12 protein-coding genes are annotated in these 13,276 nt (G+C 69.8%); 6 read left to right on the top strand and 6 right to left on the bottom strand.

The window, feature by feature from the left end; all coding sequences use genetic code 11:
* Nucleotides 1–136: 136 nt before the first annotated feature.
* Complete coding sequence (locus MWN52_RS15030; RefSeq protein WP_131659033.1) at nucleotides 137–1,141, bottom strand: LacI family DNA-binding transcriptional regulator; 1,005 nt, start codon at nucleotides 1,139–1,141, stop codon at nucleotides 137–139.
* A gap of 148 nt (nucleotides 1,142–1,289) precedes the next feature.
* Between MWN52_RS15030 and MWN52_RS15035 the strand changes: the two genes are divergently transcribed.
* Genes MWN52_RS15035 through MWN52_RS15050 form a run of 4 tightly spaced genes read left to right on the top strand, consistent with a single transcriptional unit; the run spans nucleotide 1,290 to nucleotide 5,632 of the window.
* Nucleotides 1,290–2,342 (top strand): sugar phosphate isomerase/epimerase family protein, encoded by a 1,053-nt coding sequence (locus MWN52_RS15035; RefSeq protein WP_130535640.1) that lies wholly within the window; start codon nucleotides 1,290–1,292, stop codon nucleotides 2,340–2,342.
* A gap of 27 nt (nucleotides 2,343–2,369) precedes the next feature.
* Nucleotides 2,370–3,590 (top strand): nucleoside permease, encoded by a 1,221-nt coding sequence (locus tag MWN52_RS15040; protein WP_130516913.1) that lies wholly within the window; start codon nucleotides 2,370–2,372, stop codon nucleotides 3,588–3,590.
* Nucleotides 3,591–3,603: 13 nt separating this feature from the next.
* A complete protein-coding gene (locus tag MWN52_RS15045; RefSeq protein ID WP_286575282.1) occupies nucleotides 3,604–4,731 on the top strand; it encodes a Gfo/Idh/MocA family protein in 1,128 nt (375 codons plus the stop codon).
* A 43-nt stretch (nucleotides 4,732–4,774) separates the two neighbouring features.
* Nucleotides 4,775–5,632 (top strand): sugar phosphate isomerase/epimerase family protein, encoded by an 858-nt coding sequence (locus MWN52_RS15050; RefSeq protein ID WP_286575283.1) that lies wholly within the window; start codon nucleotides 4,775–4,777, stop codon nucleotides 5,630–5,632.
* A gap of 531 nt (nucleotides 5,633–6,163) precedes the next feature.
* Here MWN52_RS15050 and MWN52_RS15055 read toward each other — a convergent pair.
* Nucleotides 6,164–7,069 carry an oxidoreductase gene (locus tag MWN52_RS15055; protein WP_286575284.1) on the bottom strand — a complete coding sequence of 302 codons (906 nt, stop codon included), beginning with the start codon at nucleotides 7,067–7,069 and terminating at the stop codon, nucleotides 6,164–6,166.
* Between the two features lie 80 nt (nucleotides 7,070–7,149).
* Between MWN52_RS15055 and MWN52_RS15060 the strand changes: the two genes are divergently transcribed.
* Together MWN52_RS15060 and MWN52_RS15065 are read left to right on the top strand one after the other, a co-directional pair.
* A complete protein-coding gene (locus MWN52_RS15060) occupies nucleotides 7,150–8,034 on the top strand; it encodes a MurR/RpiR family transcriptional regulator (RefSeq protein WP_286575285.1) in 885 nt (294 codons plus the stop codon).
* Nucleotides 8,034–8,894, top strand: a complete 861-nt coding sequence (locus MWN52_RS15065) for a DMT family transporter (protein ID WP_286575287.1) — start codon at nucleotides 8,034–8,036, stop codon at nucleotides 8,892–8,894. The genes MWN52_RS15060 and MWN52_RS15065 overlap by 1 nt, the downstream gene beginning before the upstream one ends.
* A 160-nt stretch (nucleotides 8,895–9,054) precedes the next feature.
* Here the strand turns inward: MWN52_RS15065 and MWN52_RS15070 are convergent, their stop codons facing one another.
* The 4 genes from MWN52_RS15070 to MWN52_RS15085 are packed head-to-tail and all read right to left on the bottom strand — an operon-like array spanning nucleotide 9,055 to nucleotide 12,988.
* Nucleotides 9,055–9,792 (bottom strand): 3-keto-disaccharide hydrolase, encoded by a 738-nt coding sequence (locus MWN52_RS15070; RefSeq protein WP_425608042.1) that lies wholly within the window; start codon nucleotides 9,790–9,792, stop codon nucleotides 9,055–9,057.
* A 46-nt stretch (nucleotides 9,793–9,838) separates the two neighbouring features.
* Nucleotides 9,839–10,423 carry a gluconate 2-dehydrogenase subunit 3 family protein gene (locus MWN52_RS15075; RefSeq protein ID WP_286575288.1) on the bottom strand — a complete coding sequence of 195 codons (585 nt, stop codon included), beginning with the start codon at nucleotides 10,421–10,423 and terminating at the stop codon, nucleotides 9,839–9,841.
* Entirely contained in the window at nucleotides 10,423–12,108 is a 1,686-nt protein-coding gene (locus tag MWN52_RS15080; protein ID WP_130516901.1) for a GMC oxidoreductase, read from the bottom strand. Before MWN52_RS15080 ends, MWN52_RS15075 begins: the two co-directional genes overlap by 1 nt.
* Nucleotides 12,109–12,142: 34 nt before the next feature.
* Nucleotides 12,143–12,988: a hydroxypyruvate isomerase family protein gene (locus MWN52_RS15085; protein ID WP_286577759.1), complete on the bottom strand. Its 846-nt coding sequence runs from the start codon at nucleotides 12,986–12,988 to the stop codon at nucleotides 12,143–12,145.
* Nucleotides 12,989–13,276: the final 288 nt, after the last annotated feature.

The following is a 13,276-nucleotide window of genomic DNA, read 5'->3' on the forward strand; positions in this document are numbered from 1 at the left end:
AAGGCAAAGGCAAGAGCAACCCCCTCCCAGCCTCCCCCTTCGCTGCGCGAAAGGGGAGGGGCGGATTTCGCCTTCGCGGGGATAACGCTAGAGATTTTTAGCGGCTGAGGTTAGCGGCCCTTGGACACCGCAGCGCTTACGCCTTAGGCGCAGCCGTCGAGCCGCGCAGCATCAGTTCGAAGGTCAGCGTCTGCTGCAGCGGCACGTCGGCCGCGGCGAGGATGTCCAGCAGCAGCTGCACCGCGCGCACGCCGATCTCGCGCATCGGCTGGGCCACGGTGGTCAGCGGCGGGGTGAGATAGCGCGATGAGGCCAGGTCGTCGAAGCCGACCACCGAGAGGTCGCGCGGCACGCGCAGGCCGCGTTCGCGGCAGGCCGCCAGCACGCCCAGCGCCGACTGGTCGCTGAAGCAGAACGCCGCGGTCGGCGCATCGTCGGTGCCCAGCCAGGCGCTGGCCGCGGCATGCCCCGATTCCACCGAGAAGTCCCCCGGCACCAGGCGCAGCTGGCGCACCCGGCCACGCGCCTTGGCCGCCGCGCGCACGCCCTGCAGGCGCTGCTGGTGCAGCGGATTGTCCGGCGGACCGCCGACCACGGCGATGCGCGCGTGGCCCAGCGCATAGAGATGCTCCATCGCCGCGCGCGCGGCCGCGGCGTTGTCGATGTGCACGCTGGGGATGCCCAGCGCCGGATCGAACTCGCAGCCGTTGACCACCGGTGCCGCGGCGCCCAGCTGCTTGACGATCTGCCGCGCGGTCGGCGGCAGCCGGTGGCCGAGCACGATCAGCCCATCGGCCTCGTTCCGGCGCAGCATCTGCGCATAGCGTTCCTCGCGCGCCGGCTGCTGCTGGGTATCTCCCAGCAGCACCGCATAGCCGGCCGCCTGCGCGGCGTCCTCGGCGCCCTGCAGGATCTGGGCGAAGAACGGGTTGGCGATGTCCGGCACGGTGACCAGGATCTTGCCGGTGCGCTGGGTCTTGAGCGTGCGCGCGGCCGCGTTGGGCACATAGCCCAGCGTGGCCACGGCGCGCTCGATGCGCGCACGCGTTTCCGGCAGCACCTTCTCCGGCCGCGACAGCGCGCGCGAGACCGTGCCGGCCGAAACGCCCGCGTGCTTGGCAATGTCGTAGATGGTCGGCATGGGGCAAGCGTGTCACGTCCTTGGTGGCCATGGCTATGCCGCGGGCGGCGGCGCCCAGGCAGGCGCGGCCTTGCGGTGCAATGCACAACGTGCGCAGCCACGACGCCATGCTAGGATCGTGCAATCGATTGCATCAAGAACGCGAAGCATGCGAACGCTCAAGGGCCCGGCGCTGTTCCTGGCGCAGTTCATTGGCGACACCGCGCCATTCAACCGGTTGGACACGCTGGCGCAATGGGCCGCAGGCCTGGGCTATCGCGGGGTGCAGGTGCCGACCAGCGCACCGCACATCTTCGACCTGGCCAAGGCCGCCGAGAGCCAGGACTACTGCGACGATCTGGCCGGCATGCTGGCCGGCCACGGCGTGCAGATCACCGAGCTGTCGACCCATCTGCAGGGCCAGCTGGTCGCGGTGCATCCGGCCTACGACACGCTGTTCGACGGCTTCGCGCCGGAATCGCTGCGCGGCAACCCGCCCGCGCGCCAGGCCTGGGCGGTCGAACAACTCAAGCTGGCGGCCAAGGCCAGCCAGCGCCTGGGCCTGAAGGCGCACGCCAGCTTCTCCGGCGCCCTGGCCTGGCCGTACTTCTACCCCTGGCCGCAGCGTCCGGCCGGCCTGGTCGATGAGGCCTTCGCCGAACTCGGTCGCCGCTGGCGGCCGATCCTGGATGCGTTCGACGCCTGCGATGTGGACCTGTGCTTCGAGATCCACCCGGGCGAGGACCTGCACGACGGCGCCACCTTCGAGCGCTTCCTGGAGGTGGTCGACCATCATCCGCGCGCCAAGATCCTCTACGACCCCAGCCACCTGCTGCTGCAGCAGATGGACTACCTGGGCTTCATCGACCGCTACCACGCGCGCATCGGCATCTTCCACGTCAAGGACGCCGAGTTCCGCCCCAGCGCGCGCAGCGGCGTGTACGCCGGCTACCAGGACTGGATCGACCGGCCCGGGCGGTTCCGCTCGCTGGGCGATGGGCAGATCGACTTCAAGGCGATCTTCTCCAAGTTCGCCCAGTACGATTTCCCCGGATGGGCGGTGCTGGAATGGGAGTGCTGCCTCAAGCACCCCGAGGACGGCGCGCGCGAAGGCGCGCCTTTCATCCGCGACCACATCATCCGCGTGACCGAGCACGCCTTCGACGATTTCGCCGGCAGCGGCGCCAGCCCGGAAGCGCTGCGCGGTTTGCTGGGGCTCTAAGACACCACTGACCTGGGAGGGGAAGTCATGACGTCCATCCTGTCGCGCCTCGGCGCGATGATGTTCCTGCAGTTCTTCATCTGGGGCGCGTGGTTCGTGACCCTGGGCACCTATCTGGTGCAGGGCCCGCTGCAGGCCAGCGCGGGCCAGGTCGCCACGGCCTTCCTGAGCCAGTCCATCGGCGCGATCGTGGCACCCTTCCTGGTGGGGCTGATCGCCGACCGCTACTTCGCCGCCCAGCGCATCCTGGCGGTGCTGCACCTGGCCGGCGCGGCGCTGATGTGGGGGGCCTCGGTGGCGACCACGTTCGACACCTTCGCCGCCTGCGTGATGGGCTACATGCTGCTGTTCATGCCCACCCTGGCGCTGGCCAACAGCATCGCCATGCGCCACATGCAGGTGCCGGAGAAGCAGTTCCCGCCGGTGCGCGTGGCCGGCAGCGTCGGCTGGATCGTGGCCGGCGTGTTGATCGGCTGGCTGGGCTGGGAACAGGCCCATCGCCTGGAGCTGACCTTCCGCATGGCCGCGCTGGCCTCGGCGCTGCTGGGCCTGTACGCCTTCACCCTGCCCCACACCCCGCCGCTGGAGCAGCAGCGCAACGCCAGCCTGGGCAAGATGATCGGCCTGGATGCGCTGGGGCTGCTGAAGTCGCGCTCGTACCTGGTGTTCTTCCTGGCCTCGATCGCCATCTGCATCCCGCTGTCGTTCTACTACAACTTCACCAACCCCTATCTCAACGACCTGGGCGTGCGCGGCGCGGCCGGGCTGCAGTCGCTGGGCCAGGTGTCCGAAGTGCTGCTGATGCTTGCCATGCCGTTCCTGTTCGCGCGGCTGGGGGTCAAGACCATGCTGGCGCTGGGCATGGCCGCCTGGGTGGCGCGCTACGCGCTGTTCGCCTACGGCGATGCCGGCGGCGGCTTCGCGCTGCTGGTGATCGGCATCGTGCTGCACGGCATCTGCTACGACTTCTTCTTCGTCACCGGCCAGATCTACACCGACGCCCATGCCGGTCCGGCCTTCCGCAGCAGCGCGCAGGGCTTCATCACCCTGGCCACCTATGGTGTGGGCATGCTGATCGGCACCTTCCTGTCCGGCGCGGTGGTCGAGCACTACACCACCGCCGCGGGGCGCGACTGGCAGAGCATCTGGCTGTTCCCGGCCGGCGTGGCGCTGGTGGTGCTGATCGCCTTCCTGCTGCTGTTCCGCGATCGGCCGGCCAAGGCCGCCGTCGCCTCGGCCACGCATTGAGGAGCGCCACCGCATGAGCCCGCTTGGCATCGTCATCGTCGGCACCGGCATGATCGGCGCGGTGCATCGCCGCGCCGCGCTGCTGGCCGGCGCGCAGGTCCGCGGCGTGGTCGGCTCCTCGCCCGCCCGCGGCGAGGAGGCCGCACGCGCCTGGAACCTGCCGCGCGCCTACCGCGACCTGGACGAGGCCCTGGCCGATCCGCAGGTGCAGGTGGTGCACGTCTGTACGCCCAACCACCTGCACCGGCCGATGGCGCAGGCCGCACTGGAATCCGGCCGCCACGTGATCTGCGAAAAGCCGCTGGCCACCACGCTGGACGACGCCCAGGCGCTGGCCGATCTGGCCGCCGCCACCGGCCTGGTGGCCACCGTGCCCTTCGTCTATCGCTACCACCCGGTGGTGCGCGAGGCGCGCGCCCGCATCGCCGGCGGCGAGCTGGGCCCGCTGCGCCTGATCCACGGCAGCTATCTGCAGGACTGGCTGCTGGATCCGGCCAGCAACAACTGGCGCGTGGACCCCAGGCTGGGCGGCGCATCGCGCGCCTTCGCCGACATCGGCTCGCACTGGTGCGACCTGGTGGAATGGGTCGGCGGCGAGCGCTTCGCCGAGGTGAGCGCGGCCTTCGAGACCGTGATCGCCGAGCGCGGCGCGAGCACCGGCGAGAGCTTCGCCACACCGGCCGCCGGCGGTGCGCTGCAGGCGGTGTCCAGCGAGGACGTGGCCGCGGCCCTGTTCAAGACCACGCGCGGCACGCTGGCCACGCTGACGGTGAGCCAGGTCTCGGCCGGCCGCCATAACCGGCTGTGGTTCGAGATCGACGGCGCCAAGGCCGCCGTGGCCTTCGACCAGGAGGACTGCGAGCGCCTGTGGATCGGCCGGCCCGACCAGCGCGAGGAGATCTTCGTGCGCGGCCCGGGCGCCGGCAGCGCCGAGCAGCGCCGGCTCTCCTCGCTGCCGCCCGGCCATGCGCAGGGCTATGCGCAGTGTTTCGAGGCCTTCGTCGCCGACACCTACCGCGCCATCGCCGGGCAGACGCCCGAGGGCCTGCCGACCTTCGCCGACGGCCTGCGCTCGGCGCGCATCGTCGAGGGCGTGATCGCCTCGGCACGCACGCGCGCCTGGACATCCATCGACGCGTGACCACGCGCCGCCATCCTCGATCGTCGAATCTCCGGGAGGACCTATGACGCTCACCCTGCCCCGCCGCCTTGCCGCCACCGCCCTGCTGCTCTGCGCAGCGCTTCCCGCGCTGGCCAAGGAACGCACCGCCGCGCAGCTGCCCATCGCCGTGCAGATGTACTCGCTGCGCAACATCCCCTCGCTGGAGGACCGCCTCAAGCTGGTCCACGACGCCGGCATCACCGCGGTGGAGACCGTGGGCACGCAGGACACCACCGCGCCGCAGCTCAAGGCGCTGCTGGACAAGTACGGGATCATCGTCACCTCCTCGCACGTGCCGCTGGCCGAGCTGCGCAAGGATCTGCCCGGCGTGGTCGCCTTCAACAAGGCCATCGGCAACCGCGTGCTGGTGGTGCCCTATCTGGACGATGCCGACCGGCCCAAGGACGCCGCGGGCTGGACCGCGCTGGGCAAGTCGCTGGGCCAGCTGGCGACCACGCTCAAGGCACAGGGCATGACCCTGGCCTATCACAACCACAACTTCGAATTCGTCCGCTTCGGCGACAAGACCGGCCTGGAGCTGCTGCTCGAGGGCGCCGGCCCGGCGCTGAAGTCCGAGCTGGACCTGGCCTGGGTGGCGCGTTCTGGCAACGATCCGGTGGTGTACCTGGGCAAGCTCAAGGGCCGTCTGTACGCAGTGCACGCCAAGGACAACGCGCCGGAAGGCCAGGCCGCCGATGAGAGCGGCTTCGCCGCGGTCGGCAACGGAGTGCTGAACTGGAAGGCGATCCTGCCCGCCGCCGATCGCGCCGGGGTCAAGTGGTACATCATCGAGCACGACAACCCGCGCGACCCGGCCGCCGTGGTCAAGGCCGGCGCGGCCTATCTGGTCGAGCATCTGCCGGCCGATGTGAAGCGCTGAGGCGCGGCACGCAGGCACAGGACCGGAACGACGGCGTCTTCGGGCGCCGTCGTTCTTTGCAGGTCGTGGTCATCACGGCCTTTGATGCCTTCCACGTCGCGCCATTTTTGTAGAGCGGAGCTTGCTCCGCTGCGCTCCGGCCATCATCGGAAAAGCCCCAGCGGAGCAAGCTCCGCTCTACAGGTGGGAGCAGGCCGCCGAGCAGATCAACCTGGGCCGTCACTGGCCGCGGCCAGGAGCGGCACCACGATGTCGCTGATTGGCGTCGGGATAAGGCCGGCGCGGCCTATCTGGTCGAGCATCTGCCGTCCGATGTGAAGCGCTGAGGCGCGGCACGCAGGCACAGGACCGGAACGACGGCGCCCTCGGGCGCCGTCGTTCTTTGCAGGTCGTTGTCATCACGGCCTCTGATGCCTTTCACGTCGCGCCATTTCTGTAGAGCGGAGCTTGCTCCGCTGCGCTTCGGCCATCATCGGGAAAGCCCCAGCGGAGCAAGCTCCGCTCTACAGGTGGGAGCGGCCGCCGAACAGATCAGCCTGGGCCGTCACTGGCCGCGGCCAGGAGCGGCACCACGATGTCGCTGACGGGGGTCGGGAGGCCGTGGACGCGGCCGCGGCGGGCGATGACGCCGTTGCGGATGTCCCATTCCAGCGGCCTGCCGGCCTGGCGGTCGCCGAGGATGGAGGTGCCCAGATCGGGCGGCGAGGACTGGAACTGGTCCAGGATCGCCTGCGGCACCTCGTCGCCAAGCGCGGCGCCCTCGGCCCGCGCCACGGCGAGGCCTTCGCGCAGATGCGCCAGGGCGAGTCCGGCGATGTCCGGGCGCGCGAACATGCCGGAGCGGCGCTGCGTCAGCGCCATGAGGCCGGCCACCGCGTTCTGCAGCAGCTTGCGCCAGGCCACGGTACGGAAGTCGGCGACCAGCTCGATGGCGCAGCGGGTGCCGCGCAGCGCCTCGGCGACGACGCCTGCATCGGGCGTGTCCGGCAGGGTGAGGCGCGCCGGCGCACGCAGGCGGACGCTGCCATCGGCCTGCGCCTGTGCGGGGAACCACACGACCGCGGGCACGATCCGTCCCTGCGAGCAGTGCGGCGCGAGCGAGTCGACCTGCTCGACACCGTTCTGCAGCGCGCACACCACCGTGCGCGGGCCGCCCAGCGCCGCGAGCCACGGCGCCGCTGCCGCGTTCTGCGTCGCCTTCACCGCCAGGAGGATCAGGTCGACCGTGCGATCGCACTGCGCGGGGTCGGTCAGCACCGGCCCAGGGACGCCGATGCAGCGATCGCCGTCCTGCAGCCATAGCTGATCGCGGGCCGTGCGGCCGCACAGCAGGGGCGTGCGACCGACCTCGTGCAGCATCGCCGCGACCGTGGTGCCGATGGCGCCGGGACCGACGACCGCGACGGTAATGTCGGAAGGATTGGACTGCGTGTGCATCGCGCACCTGTTGCTTGGTGGGAAGGGCTTGCCCTACGCGCCAATCGCGCGGGCCGAGCCGGATATGTAACATATTCCATATGAGCAAGAAGAAAGGTAACTCCGTTACGCAGGCGGAAGGACGGCTCGGCCAGTGGCTCGGCAGCATCCAGGCGCGCTGCGGCGGCCTCGCCGCGAGCGAGGCCAAGGTCGCCGCGCTGCTGCTGGCCGATCCGCTGTTCGTAGGCGCCAGCACCACCGCGGAGGTCGCCGCACGCGCCGGCGTGTCGCCGCCGAGCGTGGTGCGCGCCGCGCGGGCGATCGGCTTCGCCGGCTTCACCGAACTCAAGCTCGAGATCGCGCGCGCCCGCGGCACCGCCGGCTTCTTCGCGCCTCCCGCCGCGCTCGCCGCCGATGCGCCGCTGGCCGCCGTGCTGGAGGCCTCCATCCGCGCGGGCACCGATGCGCTGACCGCGCTCGGTGGCGCGGTGGAACCGGCGGCGCTGGGCAAGGCGGTCGGCGTCCTGCACGCCGCGCGCCAGGTCATCGTCTTCGGCGCCGGGCCTTCGGCGACGGTGGCCGCCGATGCGGTCTTCCGCCTGCGCGCAGTCGGCGTCACCACCGTCGGCATCGCTGATCATCTGTCGGCCATGATCGCGGTGCGCCTGCTCGGCCGAGGCGATGCCGTGATCGCCGTGAGCTCGACGGGGCGCACCGCCACCACGCTCGCCATCGCCGATGCGGCCGCCTCCGCCGGCGCCTCGCTCATCGCCATCAGCAACCAGTACGGCACGCCGCTGGCGAAGCTGGCCGATATCGCGCTGGTCGTCGGCGGGCCACCGCTGCCTGCGCAGATGGCCGCGGCGGGCAGCCGGCTGGCCCAGCTGGTCGTCATCGATGCGCTGGTCGCCGCGCTCGCGCTGCGCGATCCGGCGCGCACGCGCCGCGCGGAGCGGGCGGGCATCGATCTGCCCGACCTGTCCTGATGTCGCCCGGCACGGTCGCGATGGTCCTCGGCGCGGCCGGGGCGCACGCGGTATGGAACCTCGCCTCGAAGTCCAAGCGCGGCGACGCCTTCCTGTTCGTGTGGGCCTATACCTGGGCATCCACGTTACTGTTCGTCCCGTTCGGCATTGCGATGGCGATCCGCGAGCAGCAGCCGTTCGATGCGCGGCTGGTCGTGGCATCGGTCCTCTCGGCAGGCCTGCACACGGCATATTCGCTGACGCTGCAGGCCGGCTACGACCGCGCCGCGCTAGGCGTGGTGTATCCGGTGGCGCGCGCGACCGGGCCCATGCTGACGATGGGCTTCGCGGTGCTGGTGCTGGGCGAACGCCTGACACCGGTGGCGGTACTGGGCGCGCTGCTCATCGTCGCCGGCATCCTCGTCGTCATCGGCAATCCCTTCCGCACAGGGAGCCGGCATGCGCTGCCGGGGATGCTCTGGGGCGGCGCGACAGGGGCCGCGATCGCGGCCTACACGCTCTGGGACAGCTACGCGGTCACCACCTGGCGCCTGGCGCCGGCGAGCTACTACGCCGGCACCCTGCTGCTGCAGGGCCTGATCATGACGCCGCTGGCGCTGCGCCGCAGGCAGCGGCTGGCGGCGACCCTGCGCAGCGACGCCAGGCCGATCCTGGTGGTGGCGCTGTTCTCGCCGCTGGCCTACCTGCTGGTGCTCACCGCCATGCAGCGCGCACCGGTGGCGCTGGTCGCGCCGCTGCGCGAGTCGTCCATCGTCATCGGCGCCCTGCTCGCCTGCTGGCTGTTCGGCGAAGACCATCTCATGCGCCGCGTTACCGGCGCGGTCGTCGTCCTGGCTGGCATTGCGGCGATCGGCTTCTGAAGCGATGCCTCTATTCGAGCAACTGTCTCAGATCGAGTCGCTCCCTCCCTGTAGAGCGGAGCTCGCTCCGCTGCTCTTCGCCCGGATCGTCGGGAAAGCCCCAGCGGAGCAAGCTCCGCTCTACGGAGGGTGCAATGCCGCCGCTGGCGGATCGAACCGGCTACAGCTCCCGCACCCAGATGTTGCGGTAGCTCACCTTGGCGTTGTGGTCCTGCAGGAAGATCGGCGCGCAGCCATGCGGTGCGTAGGACGGGGCGCCGATGTATTCGGTCTTGCCCGCGATCACCGTGTCGTTCTGCACCAGCACGCCGTTGTGCAGCACGGTGATGCGCGCCGGCGCGGTCAGGCCGCCGCCCTGCGAGAAGCGCGGCGCGGTCCAGATCACATCGTAGGTCTGCCACTGGCCCGGCGCGCGCGAGGCGTTGACCAGCGGAATGGCCTGTTTGTAGATCGAACCGGCCTGGCCGTTGGAATACGTCGCGCTCTGGTAGCTGTCCAGCACCTGCAGCTCATAGCGGTCCTGCAGGAAGATGCCGCTGTTGCCGCGGTTCTGCCCTTCCAGGCCCTTGGTCTCGGTCGGCGTGCGCCATTCCACGTGCAGCTGCACATCGCAGAAACTCTTCTTGCTGCGGATGCCCTTGCTGCCCGGCACCACGGTGACCGCGCCATCGGCCACGCTCCAGCCCGGCTTGCCGCCGTCCTCGCCCTCCCAGGCCGACAGGTCCTTGCCGTCGAACAACACCACCGCATCGGACGGCGCCGCGCCCACCGGCGTGGCCACGGCCGCCGGCACCGGCTTCCACACCTCGGTCTTGGCCGGGTCGCCCTGCGTCTGCTGCGCGCACGCCGGCATGGCGGCCAGCGCACAGGCCAGCATCGCGATCGCTTGCTTGCTCATCTCGTTCTCCCTTGGGCGATGCCCTGGCATCGCGCGTTGTTGGCCTTCAGGTCGCCCAGGCCGGGGTGCCCGGCTCGTAGGGCAGATCGCCGTCGAAGCGGCCCGGCACCGGCACGTAGCGCAGCACCTTGGTCGCGCCCACCTCGGAGGTGAAGAAGCCGAACAGCACCAGCTGCTTGATCATGGTGAAGTAATGCGGCGGAATCGCCGCGCTGTCGGCGCCCTCGTCGTCGGCCTTCTTCGGATCGGGGCTGGCGGCCCGGGCCTCGGCGGCCAGTTTGTCCAGCAGCTCGGTGCGCTGGGCCGGCTTGAGCGCCAGGAAGCCGCCCTTGGCGCGCTTGTCCAGATCGGCCAGGCCAGCGCGGAACACCGCCTGCTGCTGCGGGTCGTAGCAATCGGTCACGAAGCGGGCCATGAACAACCCCACGCCCGCATCCTTGGCGCCGGGCGTGTCGGTGCGCGGCAGGATGGTCTCGGCGATCTCGTCCAGCAGCGCCACCTGCGTCTTGGAGAAGGCGTTGTTGGCCGGCGGCACCGGCAGCTGGGCCTGGCCGAACACCACCGAGGGCAGGCCGATCATGGCCATGCCGGTGGCGGCGGTGATCATCTTGAGCAGTTCGCGTCGTTGCATTACAGGTTCCCCGCCTTGAGTTCGCGCACGGCATGGTCGGCCGCGCGCGCGGTCAGCGCCATGTAGGTCAGCGATGGATTCACGCAGGCCGCCGAGGTCATGCACGCCCCGTCGGTCACGAACACGTTGGGCGCATCCCAGACCTGGTTGTGCATGTTCAGCACCGAGGTCTTGCGGTCGCGGCCCATGCGCGCGGTGCCCATCTCGTGGATGCCCATGCCCGGCGCGTAGTCGCTCTCGTAGACCTCCACGTCCTTGACGCCGGCGGCCTCGAGCATCTCGGCCGCGTCAGCGCCCATGTCCTTGCGCATGGCGTGCTCGTTCTCGCGCAGGGACACGTCCATCGCCAGCACCGGCAGGCCCCACTTGTCCTTGACGTTGCGGTTCAGGCTGATGGTGTTGTCGTGGTAGGGCAGGATCTCGCCGAAGGCGGTCATGCCGATGCGCCATTCGCCCGGCACGGTCAGCGCCTGCTTGAGGTCGGCGCCGATGTTGAGCTCGGCGATGTCGCGCGACCAGCCGGTGCGGCTGGCGCCACCCTGGTAGCCGAAGCCGCGCACGTAGTCGCGCCGCTCGTCTCCCAGATTGCGGAAGCGCGGGATGTAGAAGCCGCACGGCCGGCGCCCGTAGTAGTACTTGTCCTCATAGCCATCCACCCGGCCCGAGGCGCCGACGCGGAAGTGATGGTCCATGACGTTGTGGCCCAGCTCGCCCGAGGACGAGCCCAGCCCGCCTTCCCACACATCGGTGGCCGAGTTCATCAGCAGCCAGGTCGAGTTGAACGCCGAGGCGTTGAGGAACACCACCTTGGCCGTGTAGACGTAGGTCTGCCCGGTTTCCGCGTCGATGATCTCCACGCCCTTGGCGCGCTTGCGGTCCTTGTCGTACAGCACTTCCTTGACGATGGAGAACGGCCGCAGCGTCAGGTTGCCGGTGGCCATCGCCGCCGGCAGCGTGGCCGACTGCGTGGAGAAATACGCGCCGAACGGACAGCCCAGGATGCACTTGTTGCGGTACTGGCAGTTGACCCGGCCCTGCTCGGGCTTGGGCTGGGTGATGTTGGCCGTGCGCGAGTGGATCATGTGGCGCGTGCCGCCGAAGGCCTTCTTCAGACGCGCGGCCACGTCCTGCTCGACGATGTTCAGCGGGATCGGCGGCAGGAACTGCCCGTCGGGCAGCACGTCCAGCCCCTCGGTCGTGCCGGCGATGCCGGCGAAGCGCTCGACATGGTCGTACCACGGCGCGATATCGGCGTAGCGGATCGGCCAGTCCACCGCGATGCCCTCCTTCGCGTTGGCGCCGAAGTCGATATCGGACAGGCGATAGCTCTGCCGTCCCCACATCAGCGAGCGTCCGCCCACGTGGTAGCCGCGGAACCAGTCGAAGCGCTTGGTCTCGGTGTAGGGGCAGTCCTTCTCGTCGGCCCACATGCCGTAGGTGCTTTCCGAGAGCGGATAGTCGCGCTTGAGGACCGGATGATCGGCCTTCATCTGCTGGGTCGGCGTGTCGTGATGCGGATAGTCCCAGGCCTCCTTGCCCGCGTTGACGTAGTCCTTGATGTGCTCGATGTTGCGGCCGCGCTCGAGCATCAGGACCTTCAGGCCGCGCTCGGTCAGCTCCTTGGCGGCCCAGCCGCCGCTGATGCCGGAGCCAACGACGATCGCGTCGTAGTGGTTGTCTGCCATGGGTGACTGCTTCCCTCGGTGGATAGTGGGTCTCTCACACGTCGCACAGGGCGATGGCCTGGCGCAGCGCGTCGATCGGGTCGGTATGGGCGGCGCTGAATTCGTGCGCCACGTAGCCGCCAAAGCCGGTGTCGCGGATCGCGCGGCAGATGGCGGCGTAGTTGAGCTCCTGGGTGTCGTCCAGCTCATGCCGTCCGGGCACGCCGGCGGTATGGTAGTGGACGAAGTATTCATGGTTGCGACGGATGCTCGCGATGATGTCGCCTTCCATGATCTGCATGTGATAGATGTCGAACAGCAGGCCGAAATTGGGCGAGCCGATGCGCTTGCACAGCTCAACGCCCCAGGCCGAGTGGTCGCACAGATAGTCGGCGTGGTCCACGCGCGAGTTCAGCAACTCCATCACCAGCACCACCCCGCGCTTCTCGGCATGGCCCAGCACCCGCTTGAGCCCGACCTCGGCATTGCGCATGCCCTGCAGCGGGTCCATGCCGTTGCGGTTGCCGGAGAAACAGATCAGGTTGCGGTAGCCCGCGTCGGCGACCAGGTCGATATGACGCGTATAGCGCGCGACCAGCTCGTCATGGAACTCGGTGCCGGCGAAGCCCTGCTTCAGGCTGATCTCCGCCCCATTGCACATCGGGCTGTCGATGCCGTGCGCCTTCAGCACCGGCCACTCCTCCGGCCCGACCAGATCGATGGCCGACAGGCCGACCTGCTTGACCGTCACGCACAGCTGCTCGATGGGCTGCTGGAACAGCCACCGCGCTACCGACTGCTTCAGCCGCCCCTTGGGCGCGGCCGGCGCCGCCGCGGGGACTGCGGCCCACGCAGGAAGCAACGCCGAGGAGGCGAGGCCGACGCCGCCCAGCACGCCCATGCGCAGCAGATCTCGGCGGGTGGGACCGGTGTTCATGCGGGGCGCTCCTGGGTCATGGCGCGCTCCTGGGGCGAGCGCCGGCCACGCCGCAGCGACAGGGCAACGGCCACAGGCCTCAGCCCGCGTGCTGCCACAGCGCGCTGGACACTGGAACGAGAAAAAAAGCGCCCCTGCCACGGAGAAGGTTCACCCTCCGCGTAGATCCAACCCAAGCCCCGCGCACTGTCGCTTCGTGCCATCGCCTCGGCCTCCCAACCGGACATGACGCCGCATGAGCCTCCCCATGCA

Source organism: Pseudoxanthomonas winnipegensis (assembly GCF_030322905.1).
Taxonomy (GTDB): Bacteria; Pseudomonadota; Gammaproteobacteria; order Xanthomonadales; family Xanthomonadaceae; genus Pseudoxanthomonas_A; species Pseudoxanthomonas_A winnipegensis.

Bases quoted from the DNA above. Each gene is read 5' to 3' on its own strand.
- MWN52_RS15030 (WP_131659033.1), bottom strand. From the start codon at position 1,141: ATGCCGACCATCTACGACATTGCCAAGCACGCGGGCGTTTCGGCCGGC.
- MWN52_RS15035 (WP_130535640.1), top strand. From the start codon at position 1,290: ATGCGAACGCTCAAGGGCCCGGCGCTGTTCCTGGCGCAGTTCATTGGC.
- MWN52_RS15040 (WP_130516913.1), top strand. From the start codon at position 2,370: ATGACGTCCATCCTGTCGCGCCTCGGCGCGATGATGTTCCTGCAGTTC.
- MWN52_RS15045 (WP_286575282.1), top strand. From the start codon at position 3,604: ATGAGCCCGCTTGGCATCGTCATCGTCGGCACCGGCATGATCGGCGCG.
- MWN52_RS15050 (WP_286575283.1), top strand. From the start codon at position 4,775: ATGACGCTCACCCTGCCCCGCCGCCTTGCCGCCACCGCCCTGCTGCTC.
- MWN52_RS15055 (WP_286575284.1), bottom strand. From the start codon at position 7,069: ATGCACACGCAGTCCAATCCTTCCGACATTACCGTCGCGGTCGTCGGT.
- MWN52_RS15060 (WP_286575285.1), top strand. From the start codon at position 7,150: ATGAGCAAGAAGAAAGGTAACTCCGTTACGCAGGCGGAAGGACGGCTC.
- MWN52_RS15065 (WP_286575287.1), top strand. From the start codon at position 8,034: ATGTCGCCCGGCACGGTCGCGATGGTCCTCGGCGCGGCCGGGGCGCAC.
- MWN52_RS15070 (WP_425608042.1), bottom strand. From the start codon at position 9,792: ATGAGCAAGCAAGCGATCGCGATGCTGGCCTGTGCGCTGGCCGCCATG.
- MWN52_RS15075 (WP_286575288.1), bottom strand. From the start codon at position 10,423: ATGCAACGACGCGAACTGCTCAAGATGATCACCGCCGCCACCGGCATG.
- MWN52_RS15080 (WP_130516901.1), bottom strand. From the start codon at position 12,108: ATGGCAGACAACCACTACGACGCGATCGTCGTTGGCTCCGGCATCAGC.
- MWN52_RS15085 (WP_286577759.1), bottom strand. From the start codon at position 12,988: ATGGGCGTGCTGGGCGGCGTCGGCCTCGCCTCCTCGGCGTTGCTTCCT.